Source organism: Vibrio sp. Y51_MX_L26 (assembly GCF_024181935.1).
Lineage (GTDB): Bacteria > Pseudomonadota > Gammaproteobacteria > Enterobacterales > Vibrionaceae > Vibrio > Vibrio diabolicus.
The window spans coordinates 85,928-111,697 of record NZ_JAMZAS010000012.1 but is presented as its reverse complement, the minus strand read 5'-3'; the positions used below and the strand labels follow the sequence as shown (position 1 = coordinate 111,697).

25 protein-coding genes, 1 tRNA gene and 1 pseudogene are annotated in these 25,770 nt (G+C 42.2%); 10 read left to right on the top strand and 17 right to left on the bottom strand.

Annotation, left to right across the window (positions count from 1 at the left end):
* Window positions 1-58 precede the first annotated feature (58 nt).
* On the top strand, window positions 59-1,507 hold the full coding sequence (locus tag NL645_RS19705) for a hypothetical protein (RefSeq protein WP_140280314.1): 1,449 nt from the start codon (window positions 59-61) through the stop codon (window positions 1,505-1,507).
* 502 nt (window positions 1,508-2,009) lie between these two features.
* On the opposite strand, the gene NL645_RS19700 is transcribed toward NL645_RS19705, so the two are convergent.
* The 5 genes and pseudogenes from NL645_RS19700 to NL645_RS19680 all read right to left on the bottom strand — a co-directional run bounded on the left by NL645_RS19700 (window position 2,010) and on the right by NL645_RS19680 (window position 6,017).
* Window positions 2,010-2,094: transfer RNA gene (locus NL645_RS19700), tRNA-Leu, on the bottom strand.
* A 190-nt stretch (window positions 2,095-2,284) separates the two neighbouring features.
* Window positions 2,285-2,563 (bottom strand): annotated as a pseudogene (locus tag NL645_RS19695) (SDR family NAD(P)-dependent oxidoreductase); the annotation flags it as partial.
* A 229-nt stretch (window positions 2,564-2,792) separates the two neighbouring features.
* Window positions 2,793-4,352 (bottom strand): diguanylate cyclase, encoded by a 1,560-nt coding sequence (locus NL645_RS19690; RefSeq protein WP_140054588.1) that lies wholly within the window; start codon window positions 4,350-4,352, stop codon window positions 2,793-2,795.
* A 782-nt stretch (window positions 4,353-5,134) separates the two neighbouring features.
* A complete protein-coding gene (locus NL645_RS19685; RefSeq protein ID WP_025629820.1) occupies window positions 5,135-5,743 on the bottom strand; it encodes a hypothetical protein in 609 nt (202 codons plus the stop codon).
* Window positions 5,744-5,876: 133 nt separating this feature from the next.
* Entirely contained in the window at window positions 5,877-6,017 is a 141-nt protein-coding gene (locus NL645_RS19680) for a hypothetical protein (RefSeq protein WP_180769894.1), read from the bottom strand.
* Between the two features lie 406 nt (window positions 6,018-6,423).
* Here NL645_RS19680 and NL645_RS19675 point away from each other — a divergent pair, with 406 nt between their 5' ends.
* From NL645_RS19675 to NL645_RS19660, 4 genes are all read left to right on the top strand, one after another.
* Window positions 6,424-9,300 (top strand): DNA polymerase, encoded by a 2,877-nt coding sequence (locus NL645_RS19675; RefSeq protein WP_253652260.1) that lies wholly within the window; start codon window positions 6,424-6,426, stop codon window positions 9,298-9,300.
* Window positions 9,301-9,934: 634 nt separating this feature from the next.
* Window positions 9,935-10,534 (top strand): hypothetical protein, encoded by a 600-nt coding sequence (locus NL645_RS19670; RefSeq protein WP_253652259.1) that lies wholly within the window; start codon window positions 9,935-9,937, stop codon window positions 10,532-10,534.
* A gap of 60 nt (window positions 10,535-10,594) precedes the next feature.
* Complete coding sequence (locus NL645_RS19665) at window positions 10,595-11,065, top strand: hypothetical protein (protein ID WP_253652258.1); 471 nt, start codon at window positions 10,595-10,597, stop codon at window positions 11,063-11,065.
* A gap of 34 nt (window positions 11,066-11,099) precedes the next feature.
* Window positions 11,100-11,369, top strand: coding sequence for a hypothetical protein (locus tag NL645_RS19660; RefSeq protein WP_025534411.1), 270 nt, complete (start codon window positions 11,100-11,102; stop codon window positions 11,367-11,369).
* Between the two features lie 239 nt (window positions 11,370-11,608).
* On the opposite strand, the gene NL645_RS19655 is transcribed toward NL645_RS19660, so the two are convergent.
* The 3 genes from NL645_RS19655 to NL645_RS23125 all read right to left on the bottom strand — a co-directional run bounded on the left by NL645_RS19655 (window position 11,609) and on the right by NL645_RS23125 (window position 12,166).
* Window positions 11,609-11,806, bottom strand: a complete 198-nt coding sequence (locus tag NL645_RS19655; RefSeq protein WP_253652257.1) for a hypothetical protein — start codon at window positions 11,804-11,806, stop codon at window positions 11,609-11,611.
* Between the two features lie 84 nt (window positions 11,807-11,890).
* Window positions 11,891-12,028 (bottom strand): hypothetical protein, encoded by a 138-nt coding sequence (locus NL645_RS19650; RefSeq protein ID WP_023585706.1) that lies wholly within the window; start codon window positions 12,026-12,028, stop codon window positions 11,891-11,893.
* Window positions 12,029-12,043: 15 nt separating this feature from the next.
* Window positions 12,044-12,166 carry a hypothetical protein gene (locus tag NL645_RS23125; RefSeq protein WP_256913817.1) on the bottom strand — a complete coding sequence of 41 codons (123 nt, stop codon included), beginning with the start codon at window positions 12,164-12,166 and terminating at the stop codon, window positions 12,044-12,046.
* Between the two features lie 177 nt (window positions 12,167-12,343).
* On the opposite strand from NL645_RS23125, the gene NL645_RS19645 reads away from it, so the two are divergent.
* The 3 genes from NL645_RS19645 to NL645_RS19640 all read left to right on the top strand — a co-directional run bounded on the left by NL645_RS19645 (window position 12,344) and on the right by NL645_RS19640 (window position 14,460).
* Window positions 12,344-13,249: a YafY family protein gene (locus tag NL645_RS19645; protein ID WP_253652256.1), complete on the top strand. Its 906-nt coding sequence runs from the start codon at window positions 12,344-12,346 to the stop codon at window positions 13,247-13,249.
* Window positions 13,250-13,645: 396 nt separating this feature from the next.
* Complete coding sequence (locus NL645_RS23120; protein WP_255212448.1) at window positions 13,646-13,771, top strand: hypothetical protein; 126 nt, start codon at window positions 13,646-13,648, stop codon at window positions 13,769-13,771.
* Window positions 13,772-14,001: 230 nt separating this feature from the next.
* The gene (locus tag NL645_RS19640) at window positions 14,002-14,460 is read left to right on the top strand and encodes a hypothetical protein (protein ID WP_025767633.1); all 459 of its coding nucleotides are present in this window, start codon (window positions 14,002-14,004) and stop codon (window positions 14,458-14,460) included.
* Window positions 14,461-14,990: 530 nt separating this feature from the next.
* Here the strand turns inward: NL645_RS19640 and NL645_RS19635 are convergent.
* The 7 genes from NL645_RS19635 to NL645_RS19605 form a co-directional block, all read right to left on the bottom strand.
* Window positions 14,991-15,425, bottom strand: a complete 435-nt coding sequence (locus tag NL645_RS19635; protein ID WP_253652255.1) for a DUF2787 family protein — start codon at window positions 15,423-15,425, stop codon at window positions 14,991-14,993.
* 101 nt (window positions 15,426-15,526) lie between these two features.
* Window positions 15,527-16,027, bottom strand: coding sequence for a hypothetical protein (locus NL645_RS19630; RefSeq protein WP_253652254.1), 501 nt, complete (start codon window positions 16,025-16,027; stop codon window positions 15,527-15,529).
* Between the two features lie 44 nt (window positions 16,028-16,071).
* Window positions 16,072-16,455, bottom strand: a complete 384-nt coding sequence (locus tag NL645_RS19625; protein WP_253652253.1) for a hypothetical protein — start codon at window positions 16,453-16,455, stop codon at window positions 16,072-16,074.
* A 101-nt stretch (window positions 16,456-16,556) separates the two neighbouring features.
* Entirely contained in the window at window positions 16,557-17,795 is a 1,239-nt protein-coding gene (locus NL645_RS19620; protein WP_253652252.1) for an integrase family protein, read from the bottom strand.
* A 111-nt stretch (window positions 17,796-17,906) separates the two neighbouring features.
* On the bottom strand, window positions 17,907-18,887 hold the full coding sequence (locus NL645_RS19615) for a restriction endonuclease (RefSeq protein ID WP_029832026.1): 981 nt from the start codon (window positions 18,885-18,887) through the stop codon (window positions 17,907-17,909).
* A gap of 424 nt (window positions 18,888-19,311) precedes the next feature.
* Window positions 19,312-19,872, bottom strand: coding sequence for a hypothetical protein (locus NL645_RS19610; protein ID WP_029841376.1), 561 nt, complete (start codon window positions 19,870-19,872; stop codon window positions 19,312-19,314).
* A 709-nt stretch (window positions 19,873-20,581) separates the two neighbouring features.
* Entirely contained in the window at window positions 20,582-21,247 is a 666-nt protein-coding gene (locus NL645_RS19605) for an SDR family NAD(P)-dependent oxidoreductase (RefSeq protein WP_104969819.1), read from the bottom strand.
* A 227-nt stretch (window positions 21,248-21,474) separates the two neighbouring features.
* Between NL645_RS19605 and NL645_RS19600 the strand changes: the two genes are divergently transcribed.
* Together NL645_RS19600 and NL645_RS19595 are read left to right on the top strand one after the other, a co-directional pair.
* Window positions 21,475-22,743, top strand: coding sequence for a DUF2254 domain-containing protein (locus NL645_RS19600; protein ID WP_104970976.1), 1,269 nt, complete (start codon window positions 21,475-21,477; stop codon window positions 22,741-22,743).
* 184 nt (window positions 22,744-22,927) lie between these two features.
* Entirely contained in the window at window positions 22,928-23,407 is a 480-nt protein-coding gene (locus NL645_RS19595) for an RDD family protein (RefSeq protein WP_005397453.1), read from the top strand.
* Window positions 23,408-23,494: 87 nt separating this feature from the next.
* On the opposite strand, the gene lptG is transcribed toward NL645_RS19595, so the two are convergent.
* Window positions 23,495-24,565 (bottom strand): LPS export ABC transporter permease LptG, encoded by a 1,071-nt coding sequence (gene lptG / locus NL645_RS19590; protein WP_046873614.1) that lies wholly within the window; start codon window positions 24,563-24,565, stop codon window positions 23,495-23,497.
* Window positions 24,566-24,568: 3 nt separating this feature from the next.
* On the bottom strand, window positions 24,569-25,669 hold the full coding sequence (gene lptF, locus NL645_RS19585; RefSeq protein ID WP_006742363.1) for an LPS export ABC transporter permease LptF: 1,101 nt from the start codon (window positions 25,667-25,669) through the stop codon (window positions 24,569-24,571).
* Window positions 25,670-25,770: the final 101 nt, after the last annotated feature.

The window sequence follows — 25,770 nt, the reverse complement described above, 5'->3', positions numbered from 1 at the left end:
AGCCTCATATATTACCCTTCGCCATTGGCTATCTAAATCATTGAAATAAAAAATCAAAATGAAAAATATAAATAAAATCCTTCTTGTAACATCGGTTTCTATTGGTCTCGCAGCTTGCGGCGGTGGTGGAGGTTCTTCGAGTGGTTCATCACCTAGCTCAAAAACCCTAAAAGGTACAGCTATCGACGGGTACTTAACTGGTGCAACAGTATTTTTAGACGTCAACTATAATGGCAAATTAAACGCTGGTGAGCCTAGCGTCGTTACGGGTGAAGATGGTTCATGGGAACTACTGACAACAGGATCTTATGCAGAATGCTCTGAATACGTACCGTTAGTTGTCGATGTTCCTGTAGGCGCTATCGACTCTGACTACGGTGAAGTCACAGAGGCTTACCAAATGACTTACCCACCAGCATTTGCGATAGCATCCGATCAGGAAATCAAGAACACTACTCCTCTAACTACTGTTGTTTGGGGAACTATTCAGAAAGAGCTGCATGCTGATGGTGAAAAACTGACGTGTGACAATGTAAAAGCAAGTTTTGATACGCGTGAACGCATCAAAGACCGTTTAGAAGAACAGGAGTTCCGTGTGGCACAACGCTATAACGTAACCGTTGATGAGCTTTATGGTGACTATATCAAAACAGGTGATACCAACCTTCACGCTATAGCTGCTGCACTAGTCCCATCCATGAAAGCCTCATACGCAGATACCGTGGCTATTGAAGCTAATAACCCAAATGCCGTTGCTGCATGGGTGGAGTACTTTAAGAGTGACTGGGATGAACGAACTCATTTCGCTGATGGGTGGTATAAACAAACATATCTAAATTTAGGTGAGGCTGAAGGCTGGTCAACTACAACTGAAGCCGTGACTGACAATCTGAATACAGTATTAAAGACTGTTGAGTACAATTCGGGCTATCGTATTAATTTGGACGATATCACCTACGAATGGACCATTTCGTTTAATGACAATCTAAATGCAAATGACTGCTCTGCGATGGAGTGGATTGAGCAAACAACTGATACCGCATACGGTGTCCTGAATGTGTTTAGCTCAACCGCAAAAGAAGCAAATAACTGTATAAACGAAGACTGGTCAACGCTTAAGGATACTGTAAAACAACAATTGACCACACGTGTACAAACCCCGAATAGTAACGCAGGTTCACAGCACTTCTTTGCCAGCACAACGGAAACGGGCCTTGGTCACCTTGTCATGGTTGACCCAGCGACTATAGATGCAAGCGAGTTCGATGCCGTCAACTTCATTAGTACTGACTTTAATGACACTAATGACTACGGTGCTTACCTTTGGGGGCGTATTCTTGCGGAATACGAACCAACATCAGAATTATCACAACGCACAACCTCTCACAACAATGCAGGTCATTGGTCTCGTACTCTCATATACACAAACGGTACTTACGCTGAACAGTGCTCTTATGACAACGGAGCAACTTGGGTAGCTAAGACAGGTGATAATTGCGAGCAGTAAACGCCTACACTTAATATATGGGGGATTGTCCTGCCCCCCATTTATTCTTATCATTACTACCTGTGCGTGAATATCTTATGTCAATATCCCCAACGCGCTTACTACACACACCGCAAAACCGCCTATCTCAAACCGACTTTTCGACTATCCATCAAAACGATCAGTTGTTCCATAAAGGCAAAGCCAAAACCTCATAGCACCGTAAAGTCACCATGGTCGTACCATGGTTCTTCTCGCTCGAAGCCCTTGCTAATACTGGCTTGCGAGATTACAGAAGTTTGCATTTGTTGGATTTACTAGGATTCCCTTGCGCACAGAATCGTCATGCGATGAACCATATATGGACCATGGGCGAAATTTTAAGGCGGGTAAAGGGAGTTTATTGGAGCGAGAAAAGCTTCGATAACAAGGAAGGGGGAAACGAGCTAAGCTTCTGATTTCTTGAATATTTTCAAAGCTTATAAACGACGAAAGGCCGCTATAAAAGCGACCTTTCTATGTATGGTACCGGTGGGCGGACTTGAACCGCCACTCCCGAAGGAAACGGATTTTGAATCCGTCGTGTATACCAATTTCACCACACCGGCATCTTTGGGCTATTGCCCTTTGATGGTTGGCATTATACGGAAGCTTTTGACCTGCGCAAGCAGAAATACCTTAAATAACTATCGTTTGCTGATAATTTCGCCACAAAGTGTGACAAAGCCGTACTGATAAGAAACGTACGCTCCATTTTCTACTACTCTTCCAGATGAAAATGAGTATACGAAACTCTTTTTAAGTTCTATTCACTGTAATATCAGAAACATAACCATTCCCAATGCTCGACAAAGCCGTATGGAGCATCTCGGCAGCATCTTCCGCTTGCATGAAGTGACTCGTGTCCATCGTGTTGCCGCTTGTCTTCCAGAATTCCGTATCCATACCACCAGGATAAACCGCGATAATTTTCATCGGCTTTCCTTTTAACTCCAAACGAACCGACTCGATTAATCCTTTGACAGCCCATTTCACTGCACAATACGTAGACTCTTGCGCTTTAGGTTGTTGCGCGGATTAGGCTGACTTCATCAGCCTCCTCGACAGAATCAGAGCAAGGGATACAAGACCATGAATGCACCATAATGCTAAAGCAATCTTATTGGGCACTTTCGGATTCAAAATACCGCTGCCTTCAGGCGTGGCTAACTCACTTTTGGACAAAAGTGTTTTAGCTATTTTACTAACTTAGCGATTCATAGATTAGCTCAGGTATGCCAAATGGTCTGATTTTAGGCGATTAAGATTAAAACTTAATCACACTCCAGCGTGTCGCTTGGTTCCTGCCATTTTCTTTCGAGTGATAAAGTGCTGTATCAGCTCTTTCTATGGCATCTTCTAGACTACTGTCATCTAATTGGAACTCAGAGATACCGATACTTACAGTTATGTTTTTAGGGCCTGAAAAAATATATTTTTCTATTAAACTTCGCAATTTTTCGGCAACTAGCATCGAGCTGTCTTCATCTGTGTTGGGAAGCAATAGAACAAACTCCTCACCGCCCCAACGAGCAAAAGAGTCACTAATTCTTATGTTTCTATGGATTAATTTACTAAACTGAACTAGATAATCATCGCCAACAGCATGACCAAACTCGTCATTGATGCTTTTAAAGTAGTCAATATCAATCATCATTACGGTATATATGGAATTATACCTTTTTGCTTTAACGTATTCCTGTGACAATAGTTCAACCATCTTATTTCTATTTAGCACTTGAGTTAGAAAGTCTATGGTTGACATTTTAAGTAGTTTATTTTGATTTCGATAACTTTGAAAAACAATTACAAAAAATGAGATTAACACTATGAATATCATAAAATTAAACAGCAGATAGTTTCTTTTCATAAGCATTAATGTATCGTCTTCTGATATTGAAATTAAATAGGCCACGTGCTCTCTTTTAAAATTTTCAACTGATAAGAAAGATACAATCAGATATTTTCCATTCACATTGAACTCTTTTGAAAAAGTATTACCAGTTTTAATATGAGGATCAAGCTGTTTTTTAAATAGTTCAGTATCACCCTTAAGTTCAGTAAACTTCAGGTTTTTCAGGCTTTTATTTAGCACGTCTTTATCTACATAGTAATCACTGGCTATTTTACTATGTATGTAGTTATTCTTCGTATCATCAAACACTTTGTAATTCACAACATCCTTATTCATCAAGAAGAAAAAATCTTGTTCAGGATATAGATTAAACAATAAATTGACGATACTACCCATTGATAGGGATACTTCTAAAGTGCCTATCTGAATGTCATTATATACTACTGGATAAACGAATCGATAACCGTTATATATTCTACCTTCTTCAAATCCCTGTACAAATCGCTTTTCTTTATTGGATATCCTTACCGATTCTCTTATAGAGAATAAATTATCACCAAATTTTTCAGGTTTATGGACACGTAAAAAACTATCACCATTTTCAAAGTGAAAATGTAACTGTCGAAAGTTAAAATCTGTAAGAGTTTTATACTTTTCTTCCAGCATCGAGTATATTGAATTTCTATTAGATGTTCTTATGCTCTCATCACCAAAATAGGCTTCACTCATCAACCTAAAAATATCTTGGTCATCCTCAATTTCTTTAAATACGTAATTTGAAAAATCTTTATAAACGCCTAAGCTAGACTCAACTTTAGAACGTAGTTCATGAGAAGAACCAAGTAAAATTCGTTCTCTTTGAGTTTGATATTCATTAAATATGAATGTTATTGCCATCACGACTACAAAAACTAGTAACAAGCATGAATAAAGCATCTTTTTTATATTTGATTCTCTTGTTTGAATTGTCATTTTATCCACCAAGCCCACGTCTTCAACAAATCATAATCGCACAAATACTTATACGCTTAAAGGATTGAATTGACTATTTATACCTCACAACCCTTTGTCTACTCACATCAAAATGATGACAAACACACAAAAAGAAATCCTAAAGCGCCAACAAGCCTGTAGACAGAGAATTGTTCACATTATGAGCTAGTCAGAACCAGATCGAATCATTAAAATTATTTGGTCAGACATTGATACCAAAAATTGTTATGAGTAATAAATCTAAATGGGAAAGGGGCAAAACCAGCTTAGCGCAAACATCAACCCCCGAATTTGATACCATCTATCAGACTCTTGAGAGACCGAGCTGAATGACGGTTTTCCGGTGCTGACTTACTAACTAATCAACAATATATTACGACTCGCTATCCTAGACCTTTCTCAAACAACCACCTAGCTCCCTTCCTCTCCCAACTAGAAAAGCCCTCTCGGAAACCTCCTGCTAGCAATTAGGGGGAGCTTCAATCGTATTCTCTCCAAGACAATCAATATCGACTGTAACGGTTAAAGGCAAAGGACACAGAGGAACACATCCTCTAGTAGAGGCTAAGGTTAAAAAAAAACTCGTATAATTTAATACACGAGTTTTAGAAGCTTATGAAATTATAACTACTTACTGTTAATAGCCCCGATGAATAGCATGAACACACCAATAGCACACGCCACTAGTGGAAAGTTGATACAAAAAACCATAAAAAGGAGAACAAAAATAAGTTTAATCATACTGTGCACACTCTTATGAATTAAAGGCCACACATTTCATCAAACTCTTGAAGAATGTCGTATTTGATCATGGCATCAGCCCCTTTTTCTTGTCGATACGCTTTTATTAGGCCATCCACACAATCTTCACCGGTTGAGTACATATCTCTGTCACGACTGATTTTAATAACTCGCTCATAAGAAATCCCTCCCAAGCTAACCAGTTCATCGTAATCAAGTCCATCTAACCTATCCATCAAATCAGACTGTCGTTGAGGATCTAGTCTTATATCTCTACCAAAGTTTTGGCTACTTGAGCGTTGCGCTAGAGTTTGGACCTCTCCTCTAGTTAAGTTAGGTCGAGATTCAACGTAATCCAGAAGTATGATTCGATTAAATGCAACAGCAGCTAATTGTGCTTCATAATCACTATCTCTAGACTCAGCAACCTCCACAACAGAGTCAATCAGTGACTCGACAGAGCTACCATCAAGCTCAGGCTCAAACACATAATTAAAAAATGAGACAGGCCACATTACCCCCTCAGAAAAATGGTCCTTACCAAAACCTTCTGGACCATTAGTTGTAAACATTGAATAGCCTGTAACAACAAAAGCAATAGCCACGTACACACTTAATATATGCTTCATTCAAATACCTATAATTTTTTTTTAAACTTTCTCATATCTTACACATGAAAAATTTAAATTAATATTATATCTATCAAATTACAGGCATATAAATTAAGTCACATATTCACATGTGACATATAAACAGTATGTTTCAAGTAAAAACAGCCTCAGTATCTTGACCCAACGACAGATTGCGCATCTCACCCTGATTCTTAGCTAGACGAGCCTTGTCATTCACCGAGGTAACGGCTTTACCCAAATCACCACCAGAAAACGAGACAAAGCAGCTCATAATGCAATCAAGCAGTAACAAAGACCTGATCCCACTATAGGATCAGGCTTTCTATACCGTACATACAGTCAGACCAAATAGTTCACCACTTACTAACAGGGTAATACCATATTAAAATTCGGCCTCTTGCAGAGTTATTTATATGTTTAGTTGCATACGGTAAAAAACAGCACCGTTTTCAAAGTTCCCATATCTGGTATGGGTTTCTACTTTCATCAATTGCCCCACTCTCCATACCACACATCAAAATCTCAAAAATCATAGTTCTGTCCCTCCCGCTTTCTACACAACCTTTTAACTCACACACCAAACCAAAACGAAGCCACACTCATCAGAGGATGAGCTCTGTGGTATAAAGAAGGTCGCATCACCCGCCAACAATGCACTTGGTTATAAGAGAACAACGATGAACAATGAAAACAAACCTAACCATGTTGAAGCTATAGATAAAGAACTCGACGAATACTTCCAAGCAGAAACCACTGACCAAACCAAAGAATCAACCAGCATTGAACTCGACCAATTCCTCACTCAAGAACAAACCGATGAATACTCAAGTAAAGCTGTCGATGATGAGCTCGACATCTACTTCGAGAATGAACAGCAGTCACCATGGCAAGCACTCAAAGGTGATGATGAAGCGGTTCACATTGGTATAGACAGTGAGTACGTCTATAACGCCGAGGAAAACCGAAACGACATTCTGTCCTATCAGTATTATCTAATCGCAGGTGAACACCACATGAGTGATGTGGTACTTACCCCCGTTGCTGATGTTATAAAGAAGTCCAGAGCCGCTAACAAAAGTCGTGAAGATGAACTGAAAGCGATTAATCGCATAAAGAAACCACGTAAGAAATTTGAAGAGTTCTTGGTTGAAGTACTCCAAACTGCAATGGGGCGCGGATTCATCACAGGATGGCCAAAGAAAATCTACATCTATGCTCACTACCTCAGAGCTGACATGGTGTCATTCGAAGCGTTCTGGGATACCAGTCAGAAAGCGAAACTGGAAGTCGTCAGAAGTACATTAACCTCCACGCGTGGCGCATACGGCATCGACCTCGACGCAGTGGGTAGAACCAAGCAAGCTTCAGAGCCCGTTCACTTTACAGACAAGAATGGAAAGAAACGTGAGAGTCGTGTCCGCTTTGTAGATACTTTACTACTCAGTCCAGGACAAAGCGGACTTGATAACGTCGGTGAACTCATCAAAATTCCTAAAGAAGTGATACCAGAGCCATACAGTAAAAGCCGTATGGATGAGCTTTTGGTCGCAGACGAGCCACTCTTCCTTCGCTATGCCCTACGAGATGCCGAAATAACAGTGAGGTATGGATTCGAGATGCAACAATTTGCCCTCGAAGACATTAAAAAATCACTCAAAGATAAAGTTCCAGAAGAACGGTTAGACAAACTTCAATTTGAACATCTACCATCAACACTGGGTAACTTCTCAGTATCAATCTTCAAAGCACTCACGGGTGATAAAGATGCATTAAACCAAGCACTCGGCATGGAGACCAAAACGATTCAATACTGGAATCAAACAAAAGGTCGTGTCATGCAGAAGAAAGAAACTGTCATCACTGCTGGTCGTCGTATCTTCGAACAATTGGCAATAGACTGCTTCCATGGAGGTAGAAACGAGTGTTACGGGTTTGGTGGTGCAAACTTAGGTGATTACAACGATTTCGATCTTGCTACGGCGTACGTCAATGCCTTAATGGACATTAAACCCGTTTCATTTGAGAGAAGCTTCACTTCAACCAATATCAATGACTATCTCGGTCATAAAATGGGGTTTGCTTACGTTGAGTTTAAATTCCCAGAGCATACTAAGTTTCCATCCCTTCCAGTCAGAACGGACTTATACGGTCTGTACTACCCACTAGAGGGCTACTCTTACTGCACCGCACCTGAAATAGAAGTCGCATATAACATGGGGTGTGATATTGAAATTCAGTTCGGAGTTATCGTTCCATGGATTGAAGATCAAGAGCCACTTTTCAAAGGCTTTACGGAACTCATCAGAGAGCAAAGACAAAAATACACGGATGAAGGCGATAAATTCAGAGAGAAGCTCTGGAAAGAAATAGGCAACACGCTATACGGTAAGTTAGGGCAAGGCCTGAAGGGAAAACGGGGCTTCAACTCATCAGATGGATTAAGTAAAAACATACCTCATTCTCCTGTTACCAATCCATATTTCGCAGCTCATGCGACAGGGTTCGTTAGAGCCGTTCTCTCAGAGCAATTAGCAGGGTTATCGACACAGGATGATAAAGGTAATCACGACGACGTTACCGTTGTAAGTGCCACAACAGATGGGTATCTCGTAGACTGTACTGAAGAACAACTCTACGTTTCAGGAACCATTAGCCAACGGTTCAGTAAGATCTGCAAACAAACGGGTGACGGTAAGATGATTAAGCATAAGCACCATGCTAAACAAATCATCGCAATGAAAACCCGTGGACAAATCACAGGTGAATATGGCGATACCGAACCTGTCATAGCAAAAGCAGGCGTTAAGCCACCAGAATCAGCCTTATCATCGGCAAAGGATGAAAATGCTTATATGGTCGAACTGTTCTTAGACCGTTACCCCGGACAGAAGATCCCAAACAACTCATTGATTTCACCTCGTGACATGTACCTTAAAGACATGGACTTGATAGAAATCCAACGAGAAAAGACGCTCAACTTGGAGTTCGACTTTAAGCGTAAACCCGTTAATCCTCGCATGACTAAAATCCGCCACCCTAAAGGTCACATCGTCGAACATATCTACTTCGATACCGTACCGTGGAAGAACGAGCAAGAGGGACAACAGACTCGCGCATTGTTTGATGGATGGCGACGCGATAACTGTCTTAAAATAATGGAAGATTGGGAGAACTGGATCGACTACAGCAAAACCAAACCACTACTGAAGGGATCATACATCAAGTATGAGGAAGGCGGTTCACAGGGTGCCCTGCTAAAACTCGCGTTAAGAGCTCTATCTAAAGAGAGCTACGGACTCACCAAAACCATTAATGGTAAGAAACTTACTCTCAAACAACTTACTGAACTGTTTAACAATGCAGGATTTAGGATTGCAGATAATGCCATTAGTAATTCACGAGACACAGCCTTCCGTCCTAACGTACTCGCTGCGACCCCAAGACTAATCCCACTATTACGTTGGTTAATTGCAACGTTCCCTGACATGGAGATAGAACACTTTTTCCATAAAGACGAACTGGATGAAGTAAAAATGATGCTGAAGAACTCGTGATAGTTGGTAACGATAGCGGAAAACGTGAAGAGAACCGCTTACACACAAACACATAACTGGTTGATTTTAATAAATTATATCAACATAAATGGATGTTATATCTTGATAGGGGATTAGGTTAACGATTTCGTGATGGGATTACTGACGTAATCAGAGGGGAATTGCGTGACCTAATTACACTATCAAGATTCAATATCCATTTTTAGCACTAAGTTTCTGATAGATAATCAGTTTCTCGATTAAACCCTAGCGATGAGACCGTGATTTTTCGCCAATTAACGTGTTTATTTCCTCCGTTGTCAGTAGTCGACCTTTTCTATACAAGACCTTCGCCCTGCGCTTGAAAATGAATCAATTATGATGAGCGTCACACTTTAGTTTATTATCAAAATTTTTATTCAACCTCCCTCCTGAGTGGCCGTTCGGGTTTTCAGGTAAGTATTCGAAATGGCTTTCACTTTGTACTGCCGGGGGCTATACCCTCGGAATCCCCCGTTTAAACGAGTGCTGGACTGCTTGTAGTGAGCATGACGCGATTCTTACTGGATTTTGCCTGTCTAATTTTTAACCTTTTGATTATGTTGGGTTTTGGTTCTAAATTCGGGGGTATCAATTAAAAATAAGGATGATACCCATGAGTGAACCAATTGATTTATTAAAAGCAACCGAAGAACGACTACAGCTGCTTGCCGAGAATATTGTTGAAGTATTAGGAAATGCGGGTGCTGGTCGTGTTGTTGATAAGGAACAGTGTGAGCAAGCCCAGTACGATATTGGTGCTGCAATGCTTGAAGCTAAACAGCTCTTTCAAGGGAACAAGAATAAGTTCGGTAAATGGCGTGATGAAAATATTATCGGCAACGGTAAACGTACGGTAGATAAGCGCACGCTTACACGTTGGACTAACTTATGTGAATTCGGAACGCTAGATGAATGTCGTAAAGTAGGATTTACCAAAGTTTACAAGTTATCGAGTAAACGCTATGCCCCTTTGCGTGAGCAAATTAAACAATACCTAGAACAACACCCGGATGTTGAATCCGACACTATCAATGAAATGTTCAACGATTTTGCAACTCAATTAAAAACAGAGAAGAAACAGACCACCCCCGTTGTGAATGATGACTTAGTTGACAAGGTATCGGAACTGGAAGCTCGCCTCAAAGAGCTAGAGCAGGAAAATGCCAACCTACGTCAACAGTTAGAAGGTCAACCCACTCTTGAAGCTGCGTAACTTGTTACCGAAACGACATTATGACGTTTCGGTTTTGCTATCGACTATTAAGGAACACCCATGGCAACCGAAGTAAAAAAGAACACGGTGAATTTATTCAGTGTCAAGTTACAGGTGTCAACGAGTATCTTGGCATCAATCAATATCACTGATAGCAATATCAGTGTCAGAGCAGCGAGCGGTAAACAGCTAGCTCATTTGACTCTTAAAGATGAAGAAAGTGAGCAAAATCTCGATACGCTATTTGCTGACCTTGAGAAGCTTTGTATCCGAGACGCGAATTACTGGATAACTCTCCCAACAGGTAGTTGGGTGCGGAAAAACGCCATTCTAGGATATGAATGTCACCTTAGTGACAAATATCAAGGACTTATCCTGAGAACTCAAGGTAACCGGATTCTTTCATTTATTCCCTGTGATGATCTAGATACACAGTTAATGATCAAACAGGAAATTCAGAAGGCTACAGCAGCCTCATCACCGTCCCGTCGTTACAAACCGACTTGGGATTTTTATCAAACCGCAGTTTAACTGCATCTTTCACTTAACTATTGGAGTATCCATCATGAACATGTCTATCTATGATTTAATCGTTAATGCTTTCACCGCTGAAGCAAATCGCACTAACCAGAACCGCCGAACTCGTCTTCGTGAGGTTCGTAAAGTTGGTCAGAATATCGAGTCGAAAGGTGGCAAGATCCAACACTGGGATCAAATCCTTGATGAGCTTGAAACCGCTCTGGTGCACGACTATGACACTAAACGCGATTCTTTCGGTTACAAGGAGACAGCGAAGCGCTTGAAGCAGGTGATTAGCGAAGTCACTGGTCACTAACGTGTTACACGTTACTCTCACTACTTAATAGTTTTTAATAGTACGTTTTTATCAAATAAATTGCCCAGACCTTAGCGATTATTTCATGCAAGAATTTCCATATCCTATCTGAAAGGTGTTTGTTGACAGGCGTTAGCAAGCACCTTTCGACCTTCTGCTTTCCATTCTTGAAACGACATAATGTCGGCACGAAACTACCAATAAAAAAAGAAGCAGAGTATCCCCTACTTCTTCCTTCACTAGATAACGTCTAGCTCATCCAATGCCCCTCCGATTAATGCACCTGCGACAAACCCGAGCGCCCCGCCAATCACGACCCCTTGGGGACCATAGCGGGTACCGAGTGTGGCACCGTACTTCGCGAATCGAACACCTGTTGACGAGCTAGGCTTAAACCAGCGCTGTTGAGGGTTAGAGTGAAAATGTGTTTTCGTCATAATGTTTTCCTTTTCTATAAATACAGAAAAGGGCGATACCTTTCGATATCGCCCTTGTTGATAAGCCAAATTTAATGATGGGACTTAGTCATCGTCATCATCAGCCATGAAGTCGCCACCAAGCCAACCATCGTCGCCCGGTTCCATGTCGAAGTCCTGACTGAAGCCAGAATCTTCTGTGCCATCATCATAGTCACCTTGGTCTTCTGTCCAACCGCCCATAACGAATACTCCTTCTTAACTGTAATCCATTGCGCCACACGTATCGCATGACCCACCCTTGGTGACCCAACCGGGACAACCTAAAGAGCGGCATGAGTAACCTGATGCCATAAGTGGCTTAATGAATGTCACTTTCATTATAGTTTCCTTTAATTGACATTGTAGTAAATCTACGTTGTGTAGTATCCCACTGAGCTTGGACAGGATGTGTCCAAGACCGCAGAATGAGTGTGAAAATAGTCATCGTCATTGCCCTACCTTATCCAATGAAAGCTATGCCAAATCTCAGTGCGCGACGGTTTGAAACATTTAAAAATGTTTTGCCCTCAACCTGTCCAAGGGAAACCGTACGCTAGTAGCATGAGCGATAAGAGTGAAAAGCTAGCATTAAGGCTAGGTGACATATTGACGAGATTGTTTATGGGAGAGGTGCTCTCCCCTGAGCAGTTGGTAGCGGATTATCAGGTAAGCGAGAAAACCCTGAGACGCGATTTCAATGAAAGGCTAGTCAACGCTCCGATTATCCGCACCAATGAGGGTTATCGGTTAGATCCGGTAACTCGAAATAATGGTAATGCGAATATCAACAAGGTACTCCACGATACGGGTTTGTCTGCGCTATTGCCTAACCACTACAAGTTCAACGGTCACACTCCCGTTCTGTTTAAGAATCCACGCTCCGAATCCATCGGGAAGTTCGATGCGCTGTTTAGACAGTTGACCGAAGTTATTACCACTCACTCTGTTATTGACCTTACCTACAATGGCAAAACGTTTGAATCTGCCCATCCCTATCGCTTGGTGAATGACCGTGGTATCTGGTTCCTCGCTGCGACCTACTGTGACCAGCTACATTCGTACCGACTGCCGAATATTTCACGGATTCACCGCAGGGAAGATAAATACAAACCGAGTCAAAAAGTCCACGAGGAGATATATAAACAAGGGATGGAGTGGCTAACTCCGGATGATGCTGAGGTGCTTGTACAGGTTGATAGGGAAGTAGCTCCACGCTTTCTTGAAGGTATGATTCTTCCCCACCAGCAGCTATTGAAAGAACTGAGCGACGGTAGTTTGTTGGTTAGCAGTCGAGTATCAAGATTGAGCGATATCTTGCCCTTGTTGAAGTCTTGGATACCTCAAGTTGAGGTTCTCTCCCCAGTCAGTCTCAAGCTTGAACTTATACGCGACCTCCACGCCACATTGGATCGTTACAAGTAGGTGCCACGTTTCAGACTACCGAATCCGATCAGCTTACTGAGCAATTAGATCATGATGATCCAAATGCTTTATTTGCTGTACATGAGTATCGTGTCATGACATTGCCGCGTTAATAAATAACGCCCTAGCGTTCTCTCTAAAAGCACAGCTCCAAGACAACAAAGAACCCCGACATAATGCCGTTTCACTACGCCGCGACCTACCGTCCTAATCATGAACTTGCCACTATGTACCGATTTTGAACTTACCTATACTGGATAAGGGAAAGAGGTGATTTAGCGAAACCTCAAACCGATACCACTCAAGGGAAAACTCAAAATGATGCCATTTTTCGTCGTTAATTAGCAAACACTAAAATAACTTCGAAGAAGGTAAAATTTTAATAGGGGTAAAACCATGATGTCTGATGCACGAACTCTGCTCCAAATCACTCAGTCCAGTCCGTATTTTTACCTAGTTGATATCGCTAACTTGTTAAGCTTCACCGCCGTTGGCTATCTACTGGGTATGATGACTGGATAAACAGAGCCATGAATTGAACTTGTCACTATAGATTCCGGTGACAAGTTCCTTTTGTTACACCTAGCCTGTTTTAACTAGCTTCTGAAAATAGGTGAAAAATTTGAGTAAAAGTTCATTTGTGTCAATCCATTCACGAATATCGTTATAAATCTATCAGTTAGACTAGTGTTTTATAAGTGAAGCATGTTTAATCCGCATATCGAAACCAAAACAAAATAGGTACAAAAAACATGTCTATTTCATTCAATAAAACAGAGCATCTACTTAACGACTGTCAAAGTGAGAAAATTGCCAAGTGTGCGGCAGCAGCTTGGGGACATGAAGCAACGATGGGAACTCAAATGTTTTTCGCAGAGTCGGATCACTACTCGATTCAGATGGCAGAAGAGCATTTGGAAAACCCAGAAAGCCAAGAAGTTATCTTCATTGACTTTCTAGCTTACAGCGACCATGAAAAGTCACGCACATCTGCGGTTGTTTACGAGAAAGAAGACCTCGTAATGCTTTGTCATTGGTTTTCATTTGGGGATGATGAGGAAGAGTATTTTGAGCCTGGATACCCTATGACCACTTCCGGATTCTTCAGCTACCTGAACTCTCTACCAAATATAAAGAGACATGTTCACCCATCTGCACTAGATGACAAGTATCAGCTAGGGTTGTCTCTACTGGACGAACTAAGTCAGTAAGTTATACCTAATTCTGTTTGTACTGGGGGGTACATTGGATAAGTTGTCATTTCGTATGGCAACGTTGAAAATACCCTAGTTTTCGCGCCAAACTACGAACATAAGATTAAGGTGCGCTCTTGGCGCTGATATTAAGGGAAGCCTTTATCCCTAGTTGCAGAGATAGCATCAGACAAATCATTCTCTCGGTATTTTATATAGGCTTCCCGCCCCTCACTGCTCCCATTGCTTCGACATAGCAATGGGAGCTTTTAATAACAAAACACCAGTGTAAACCAACCAAAGTCGTTAAAATTAAGACTCCTTTCCTTGGTGTTTCCACCGTCCATTGCAATCCAGCAACTTCATCCCCTCTGAATCCCTAAGGCAACGGATTGGGTAAACGTTGCTAAAACTTGCCCCAATGAAAAAGGCTTCCCATCACACCATGATTAACATGGAGCAATGGGAAGCCTTAGTTTCACTAGGAAGTGAGTCGACTATTTTATGGTACATACATGGTGCTTTCTACTTGGTTTGTTGCCGATGAACTAATCCACAGTGACTTTTATCTCATCGAATACGCCCATTTCCACGTAGCTGAGAAAGTTGGACTCCCACATCGAGTAGAACTCCATTACCTTACTACTTGTTATCGGCAGCTCCGGAACATAGGAGAAACTGGCTGTTCCAGATGAGAAGTTGAAATCCACCTCTTTAACTAGTTCGGGATAAGGACCACCGCAATACGCAAAGTCAGTGATGTAATCAAATATCCACTGGTCGTAGAGGCGGGCAAGCCTGATTTCAATAGGATGAAATCCAGATCTACTCTCTGTATTGTAGGATGAATCTCGGAAGTTGATCACAACCGATTGGATCATGGGTGTCCATTTACCTGATTCGCTGATCGCTCGGTTTAAAGTATCTTGAAGACTAGTTGATATCGGTAACAAAAGGCGCTCAGTATCAAAGACTAATTTCATAATAAAATCTCGTTTAAATTGTCAGGGAAGCACTCTTAGGCAGTGCTCAGTATGAAAAGCCAGAATTGGCTTAGTGGGTAAGGCTTGATGTGGTTTTGGGGTTATTCAGTTTTAGCTTCAGAATCCACTAGAGACAGGATTTCCTCTCGAATCGTTACGTAGTCTGGCGCTAGAACGTGGAGAAACACTGACTTCTCCGACTGGATGATAAGACCAAGCCCCCTGCAACAAGCAGCCATAAAACCCGCGTTGTTCGCTGACTGTCCAGAAAACACACACTTCATCACAGAGCTCTTGAACGGCTTATCACCCTGCACATCTAGTACAGCTGTGATATCTTTAAGCGGGATCCATTCCTTGCTGTGTAGTCCTCCGCCTTCATTACCCGACATGCGGATATAGAGCTCGTTTTCTTCATCATGAATGGCGATTTCATAGAACACATGGTTCTCTGTTTTCGGTGATAGCTTTTTAGCTTTGCCCTCGCGCACGATATTAGTGAAATGGTCTACTGGTTGATCGTCAGTGACCGTGACTTGTTCATTGCCTTCTACAACTTCTGGTAGAACGGCTGCTTGTTTATTGCTTGGTTTACGTGCCATAGGACACCTCCTTTAAGATGGAATAATTCAGGTTTAGTTTGATTTTAAGATTCAGCTTGGTCAGCGAGCTTGGCGACAGGGAACGTTGGACTGTTCATAGGAGCACAGCAGTACACACCAGCGCCTTCCATGGTCACTATGGCGACCGCTAATAGCCAAGGACAGTCAGGAGAGTTAAGAATTAGCACCCACTCGCTAAAGTTACTAAGAAACCTTAGAAAATGCTGGTCTTCCTCAGATTCTTCACTCAAGGTTTCGTTGGTATCCCCTTCCTCAATCAAGTACAAGGTCGTACCGACCTCATCCCAAAACGTTTTTGTGCTTTCTTCATCACCGAATGGTTCTATCAGGTGCTCTAGCAGTTTTGCTTTCACGCCATCAGGCATTGTCAATGATTGAATGTCTTCAAACTTGTTTACTGTTTTCATCGTGAATTTCCTTCTAATAATGAAAAAGCCCCTGTTTAGCTCATCGCTAAACAGGGGCTTTTCTAATGTATTTCTAAATTAACTGGTTAAACGTAACTTCTTCATTCCCAACGTATCTCTGGCTTCGCAGTCACCATATCCGACAAACGAGAGCCAATCTCCCTCCGACGCCCTACAGTCAATTTTGAGTAGCGCCTTGTTGATGAAAGGTCAGCGTGATTCAACTGCTTGGCTATGTCGTGTAACGAGACTCCTTGTGACGCCAAAAGCGACCCAACTGTATGGCGAGCACTGTGCAGGGTTAGATTCGCTTTATCACCGGGTATGTCGGGCAGTCCCATCTTAGCTTTGATAGCCTTGAAAGCATGCCTAGGTTGCCCTACGGGTTTACCCTTTTTGCGTCCAGGAAAGAGATACGGATTATTTGCCACATGAGGCACCGACCTCAAAATATCAAGCATGTAGTCACTTAGGAATAAAACGTGACTAGTACCGTTTTTCGTATGTGGAATAGTGAGTGTTTTCTCCTCCCAATTCACATCGGATTTCAAGCGCAAACGCAGTTCCTTATCCCTCGCGCCAGTCAAAAACAACAAAGCTAGGTACGCGCCAATACTTTTGTCTTCATGGTTCAGAGCGTGACCTATAAACTCCTTTAGCTGTGATTCGGACAAGTACCCAGTTCGCACGTTATCTTCTTTCAACAAGCTCACCTTGTCAGCAATGAGCGGCGCGTCCATCAACTTGTATGCTTGACGATTGATCGTTTTCAATAGAGCCAAAACGCGATTAATCGAAGCAGGAGCATATGGTTTCCCCTTAATCGTAACGGCGTTTTGCATCTCCATTTGGACTTTGATGATATCGGCGGCAGTTAGGTCGTGAATCGATATATGATGTATCGACTTTGCTAAACGAAACCGAGCGACATCATCCTTCCAACTGCGTTTCTGTTTAGCCAGTGGCAGGTACACTTCATCAAAGAACCGTTCCAGAGTCATCTCCTTCTCGGTAGCCTGATTGTCACGCTCAAGCTTGGGATCAATGCCTTCAAGGATCTTCTGGCGGTATTCCTTAGCGATCTTTCTCAAGGTTACAAGATCTGTCTCAGGGTGACGGCCAAGACCAATCGCAGATTTTTTACCCGGAACTTGAGGGCTAATATACCTAAGCAAGAAGCGTTTCCCGCCAGATTTCCCCACTAAGCAACGTACGCCAGTAGGTAAACCAGAGTCTTTCATAGCGGATAAATTGACTTCGTAATCAGCGGATTTTGCAGTTCTAGGGTTGGGTTTAAGGTTGTTGAGGAAAGTGGTGGTGAGTCGCTGTGATTTGCTCATTCAAACCTCCATTAAGATATAGATTCTTAATCTTATTAAATGCTTGAAGGAGGTTTTATTTCAGCTGATTTTTATACAGATATGCACACTGACCGAATATTGATTTGAAGTCTAAGATGTGATTACCTGCGGCAATATCCCGATACCCAGTTGTTCTTTGCTTGAAGGTGACAACTCATCAATTCTATCGTAAATCCAATCAACAAGCTTTGAGCCATCCATTACGGAAACATTCTCTTTCTTGGCAAGCTCCAAAGTCTCATCAGCTACATTTGCTGTAGTAATAAGCCATTTATCAACATGTTCATCTTCTTCGATAGCAGCCAGTTGGCGAATTCCCCAACCACTAGTTTCACCTCTATGGTGCTTAACTTGGATAAACACTCGGTTACTCGATACCGGGTCAGTGCGACTTGCCTCAATGTCGACATCAGAAATATCTGAGGTCTTATTTTTCGCAGCTATATGAGCAGAGTATCCTTCCAACTCCATGAGCTCTTTAACCAACCTTTCTAAGCCATAACCTCCACTTGCCAAAGTAGTCGAGCCATTTCTTAATCTAGAAAGTAGAGTCTCTTTAAAGTCAGCAACTTGTCTATCCTTCTTCTGTTGAAAAATACTGTCAAAACAGACTTGGTTGTTGTCTTTTAACTGTGTGACGTACCCCTCTATTTCATCTGCGAATTCATTCAATGAAGCAATAGTCATTCTGATTTTTAATCGACTTTCCAATCGCTGTGATAACTTCGCGCGAGGAATTTTAATCGGCTCACCATGTTCATTTTTAAAGTAATCGACATTAATACGATTAGCTCCATAGCCGCCATTTTCATCATAAGACTTTCCACCTCGAACAATTCCAATAACAATAGCTCTATGTACAGGAACTACGACTATATCTCCGGGCTTAGCATGGAAAAATCGAGAAATTTGATTTCTCTGTCGACCAATATTGATCTGCTCACCTTCAACATATTTCATTAAATCTTCAAAGTTAGAGAAAGACGACATCTCAATACAGTCCCACCCGTACCCAGCTAAATTTTTAGAAATTAATTCACTTGGGCTTCGAACCAAAATTATCTTACTCACACTTTCTCCTTAAAGCTCATGCAGACCCGCACACCGAATTTCACCACCCGAACCACTAACATATTAATAATAACCAGTACAACAGCGGCCTACGGCAAGCTGTTGTACTGGTTATTATATATTTAATATCAAGATCCTATCCCAACCCTAGCTCTCAGTTCATTTCGCAACATTCGCACAATCACCAAATCACAGACACCAGAAGCAAAGCGAGTCCCTATCTCTCGCATAGAAACTCAACCGCAAGCATATAGTTCAGAGCACACCGAGAGCCGAACACTAATCCCGTAAAATTACCACCAGAAGGTACTCTAGTCGTCACCGAACGAGCTTAGAGCAGCGATATTCATACCCTGATGGTTAGTAGTAGCGATGGAGAATACCGCCATTTATTACACTTTAATGAGGTCGGTAAGTCAGCGTACTAACACCTAACCCATTTTTTCTTGGACTGAGGACTACGCTTGATTTGGTTATTTTTGGAAAGCTCATTGATTGCCTTAGTAAAATCTGACTTTGACAGCCCTAGCTGCTTTTGAAAGCTAGGATCTAAAGCACGAGGAGACTTCAAAGCATGAAGAAGCTTGTCTTCAGGAGATTTTTGGGGTGTCTGTTGTGGCTTAACAATTGGAACAACGGTATTCTCTCTAGTCCTGATGCTTTGAAAAGGTGCGCCTAATTGCTTGCACTGAAACTCAAATGCTGAAATCAAGCTTTCATCGTTACTGTATAGCTCAAAATGAACAGAGCCCAACTGCTTTTTATCTAAAGCAAGTAGCACTCTAGACAGATATGCAATGATATAGAAATCGGCTTGGTTCTGACCTGTCGGATAGTCAGATAAGAACAGGTACAACGACTTTTCACAAACAAGCTTGACTGAATCTGACTTAGAAAAAACAAAGACTTTATCAACAACAGAAGCGTTAATTTTTTCTAGCTCCTTCAGTCCTACATTTTCAGCATCGACGAAAATCATCTTCATAGTTGGTCAAGCTCCATTTGTTCACCACTATAAAGAAGATTACACAGTTGCATATTGATATCAACTTGGAGTTAATTCATCTGTGTGATTGATTGTAGATTTATTACCCCAACGCGCTTACTACACACACCGTAAAATCTCCTATCTCAAACCAACTTTTCGACTATTCATCAAAACTATCAGTTGTTCCATAAAGGCAAAGCTAAAACCTCATAGCACCGTAAAGTCACCATGGTCGTACCATGGTTCTTCTCGCTCGAAGCCCTTGGTAATACTGGCTTGTGAGATGGCAGTTACTTGGTGTTGTTTGGGAAATTAAAAGAGTAAATTTAGAAGGGATGAACCATGTATGCACCATAGTTCGGTATGAAGGTAGTTTATTACAGACATAAAAAAAAAGCCGCTTTAAATAGCGACTTCTTAGTAATGCTTTGGTGATAAAATTTTTATTTTTTGTATAACGACTTGATTTAAAACTTTTTTTGAATCCGTCGTGTATACCAATTTCACCACACCGGCATCTTTGGGCTATTGCCCTTTGATGGTTGGCATTATACGGAAGCTTTTGACCTGCGCAAGCAGAAATACCTTAAATAACTATCGTTTGCTGATAATTTCGCCACAAAGTGTGACAAAGCTGTACTCATAAGAAACGTACGCTCCATTTCCTACTACTGATCCAGGTGAAAATGTGTATACGTAACTCTTTTTAAATTCTATTCACTGTAATATCAGAAACATAACCATTCCCAATGCTCGACAAAGCTGTATGGAGCATCTCAGCAGCATCTTCCGCTTGCATGAAGTGACTCGTGTCCATCGTGTTGCCGCTTGTTTTCCAGAATTCCGTATCCATACCACCAGGATAAACCGCGATAATTTTCATCGGCTTTCCTTTTAACTCCAAACGAACCGACTCGATTAATCCTTTGACAGCCCACTTCACAGCACAATACGTAGACTCTTGCGCTTTTGGTTGTTGAGCGGCTGTGGACATGATCATGACCACTTTTATCGGTTGATCTTTGTAACGCTTTACTAACTCTCTTAACACATGAATCGCAGAATTCAGGTTATTATCAATCAGTTTTTGAATCTCTTCCGGCTCCTGCTCTTCCAGTTCGCCAAAATAACCACTTCCTGCACTATGAATGACCATTTCAGGCGGCTGTTTCATCCCATCAAATAGGTGTTTCACATCTTGATGTAATGAGAGGTTGCAAGCTTGATAGCCGACGTTATGAGAGAGTTGTTTAGCTAATGCGGATAGTTTTTCTGTGTTTCTTCCTATGATATACGTCTCTTTGTCTTCCGCATCATAACGCTTTGCCAACTCTGCCCCTAAACCGCTACTTGCACCTGTAATTACAATCATGGCTACCTCTTATCAATCACATACTTTTAATGCATCTATCAATTAAGGTAACAGAATCTTGGTAATTCACACCTCAAGAACACCATTCTTTGAAGCAAGCGGCTTTCTTACTCTCATGATGCATGAAATTCCAAGTAGAACGAGGAAGATTTAACCTATGCTTAAGCAAGAATAACTTTCTGAATTTTCTATCGACTTTCGAGTAAGAACCTAATAGGAGCATGCGAATGACTGGGTCAAAATGGCAATGGTTACTGAAGCAAATGACGCGCAAATTGTGGGTTCGCACATCACTTTATGCCTTACTTGCTGTCGCCACCGCCCTAATATCCATTGTTTTAAACCAGTTCATTACTCTGCCTCCTGCAATCAACGTCAGTAAGGATTTGCTTAACAACATATTAAATATCCTCGCGACTTCCATGCTTGCGGTGACCACATTCTCGCTCAATATAATGGTCTCAGCGTACAGTGCCGCTAGTGCAGGGGTAACGCCACGGGCCACCAAACTGTTGATGGAAGACAGCACAACGCAAAATGCTTTGGCAACCTTTCTTGGCTCTTTTTTATTTAGCTTGGTAGGCATTATCGCGCTAGGCATTGGTGCCTATCATCAACAAGCACAAATTTATCTGTTCATCGTGACCATCGCCGTAATCGTGATGATCATACTCACTCTGCTACGTTGGATTCAGCACCTTTCCGTACTAGGGAGGGTCAGTGAAACCACGTCATACGTGGAGCAAGCCTTGTTAGATGCGATAAGAAAACGGGGCAAAGAACGTTGGCTAGGTGCTCACCCATGGAGCCATCCAGAACATAAACCCAGAGGAAGCAAGCCTATTTTCAGCCAAGAAATTGGCTACTTACAGCATGTTGATATGCATCATCTCGATAGTATTGCCGAAGCAAACCAATGCACTATCTATCTTGAACGACAACCAGGAAGCTTTGTGTATGTGAGTCAACCATTGGCTTGGGTTTGTGGAGCGTTGCCAGACGAAAACGAAATAACGGCAGCCTTCACGATTCGAACGGAGCGTTCCTATGATCAAGATCCTCGTTTTGGATTAGTCGTCATGGCGGAGATCGCCTCACGAGCGCTCTCCCCCGCCGTGAATGATAACGGTACCGCGATTGATGTTCTTGGGCGTTCTGTACGAGCCCTTTCATTGTGGGGAGAGTTACTCAGCGAACCTCCCACCAAGACTCGATACCCTAGGCTATTTGTGCCCGCATTAAGCTGCCAAGATTTATTTGATGATGTCTTTTTGCCAATCGCGCACGATGGTGCAGCGCAACTCCAAATACAGATTCGCCTACAAAAAGCCTTGCTGGCTCTTTCTAGTATGCACCCCAAGTTGTTTTTATCACCTGCAACCAAGCTATCAGAAAAAGCTTTAGAGCTCTCCTTGAGCCAGCATTATACCGAAGATGAGAAACACCAACTCTCTCATCTGTCTAATCTAGTTACAGACCAAAAAGCTAATGGTTAGGCAAGTAAAATTCAGTTGAAATAGGTTACCGAAAGGCCTTGTACATCATGGTATATATTCATAACACACAGCAGAAAAGTCACTTCGTTTATGCATAATTAAAGACTCTGTGCGTTAGGTCTCTTTTCTCTTGGTGAGGGAATCTATATTCTGACGCACAATTTTTAAGGTAAGTGATGGAATAATGACAACGTCTACAACTCTTCCACCTGCAGGCCTCTTTCGTCGACTTGCAGCGTTGATTTACGACACATTGATTATTATCGCAATTGAAATGATGGCCGCAGGTATTGTTATGGCCGTTGTATTTGCACTAAATGCAGCAGGGCTGTTGAGCTATGGCGAGTACGCAGATGCCGCTGATATGCTCGGAAAGCACCCTGTATTAAGCCCTCTATTTACACTGTATCTTGCGGTTGTATGGATATACTTCTTTGTCTTCTTCTGGACGCGAGCAGGGCAAACACTTGGGATGCGCGCTTGGAAACTTCGAGTTCGCAATGCCAAAGACGGTGCGCCGATTACAGTCACTCAAGCCCTGATTCGCATTGCAACATCTGGCTTTGGTTTGGCAAACCTGACTGTACCGATTGATCCCAAGAAACGTGGGTTCCACGACATTTGGGCAAAAACAGAGGTTGTTGTGTTGCCTAAGGCAAACTAACTTATCCGGGAATACAAAAAAGGAAGGCATAATGCCTTCCTTTTACACTTTATCCGATGATACATGGTTTATTCGGTGATACTTCAGCTACAGCTTTCTTCTCAGCAGCGCAATCGCAATGGCTAAGAACACCAGGCTCGGAGCCAATGCACCAAACACTGGGGATATGCCATATACCAAGCTTAATGGGCCAAAGAACTCACTGGATATATAAAAAGTAAACCCGGCAACCACGCCCGACAATACCCTTGCCCCCATGGTCACACTTCTGAGTGGACCGAAAACAAACGATAGCGCCATCAACATCATCACGGCAATTGAAAGCGGCTGTGTCAACTTACGCCAAAACGCCAATTCATAGCGAGATGCATCTTGCTCAGATGCTTTCAGATAGGTCACGTAATCATACAAACCGCTCAGTGATAACTCTTCAGGCTTTACCGTCACCACAGCTAGCTTATCTGGAGCCAATGACGTATGCCATTCCATCTGTTCGATGTCTTGCTTCGAAATCACGTTTTCATTTTTCATATCCGTGATTTGTACGTCTCGCATCAACCAATTGTTATCTTGTTGATAGTCGACCTCTTCAGCAAAGATAACCTTTTGTAGATTCTTATCATCATCAAAACGCCACATATTTAAAGCATAAAGCTTGTCGTCTTCGACTTTACCTATAAAGATAAAGTCGTTTGCGTCACGAGCCCAAACTCCAGAACGCACAGACACAATACTACCACCCGATATCGCAAACGCACGTAAGTCACGCGCCATCTTTTGTGCTTCTGGAGCGCCCCATTGCCCTAACGTCATAACGATAAGCATAAGTGGCACCGCCGTTTTGAGCACGGATAACCCGATATCCAACTTTGAGAAACCAGCAGCTTGCATCACCACCAGCTCAGAGCTTGACGCCAACATACCCAAACCAATCAAGGCACCGAGTAATGCCGCCATTGGGAAGAACATTTCGATATCACGCGGCACACTGAGCAACACAAAGTACAATGCATGAGTGAGGTCATACACGCCTCGCCCTACTTTACGTAACTGTTCTACGTATTTGATGATGCCCGATAAGCCAACAAACGTCGCTAAAACCAAGGCAGTGGTAGAGATGATGGTTCTACCGATGTAAAGGTCTAAGATTTTGAACACAGCTTACGCGAGCCTCTTCTTACGGAATTTGTCTTTTATTCGTCGAGCAGCAACGCTGTCCATCATATTGGCCATGATTGCGACAATCAGTAACATCGCATTAATTGGCCACATGCCGATTGCCGCCGGAATATCACCATCTTCTAATGCAGATTTGGTTGCACTGATCGCCAGGAAATACGCTAGATAAATAAGAATCGCGGGCCCCATTTTGGCAAATCGTCCCTGACGCGGATTCACCGCCGACAAAGGAATAACCAGCATCGTTAAGAGTGGAATACACACAAATAACGAAATTCGCCATTGCAGCTCTGCTTGTGCTTCTGGGTCTGGGTGTCCAATCAAATCAACCGTTGGGTACGCTTCCCAATCTCGCCCTTTCTTTTTGACCTCACGCTGGCCGATAACGCCTTCGTATTCATCGAATTTTGTGATCATATATTCAACGCGAGTCGGCACACCTTCATAACGCGTGCCTTCTTTCATGGTGATGACCTGACGGCCGTCCGACAGTTCTTTTACTTCACCAGAGGACGAGAACATCACACTCGGCAATACTGAATCTCTCGGGCGCATCTGCGCGACAAAAACGTTGCTCAATGTATTGTCTTTAATGTCATCAATGAACACAACCGATGAACCATCTGGCGTGCCTTGGAATTGCCCTTTCTTTAGCAAGTCAACGCTGTTTTCTGCCGCCACTTGTTCATAAAGTTGCTCTACACGGTCTTGAGACCACGGCGATAACCACAATGCATTAAAAGCCGCCACAGCAGAAGTAATCAGCGCTAAGTACAAGGCTGCTTGTACCAAAAATTTGTTACCAATACCTGTCGCGTTCATCACGACAATTTCGCTCTCTGCATACAGACGACCAAATGTGATCAATATGCCGATATACAGACTTAAAGGCAGCATTAATAGACCCATTGCTGGCATATTCAAACCAACAATCGAGAAAATCAATCCAGCAGGAATATCCCCATCAGAAGCATCAGCAAGAACACTTATGAATTTCTGGCTTACAAACACCAAAAAAAGTACGAAAAAAATCGCAAATTGGCTCTTGAGTGTTTCGCGGATCAAATATCTAACAATAATCACGCTGAAATTACCTATACAAAACTTGTTTTTTTGGTCGAATCACTATAGTTTCCCGTTGAACCATTTATTTTTTTAAAAATTATAAACTAGATGTTAGTCGC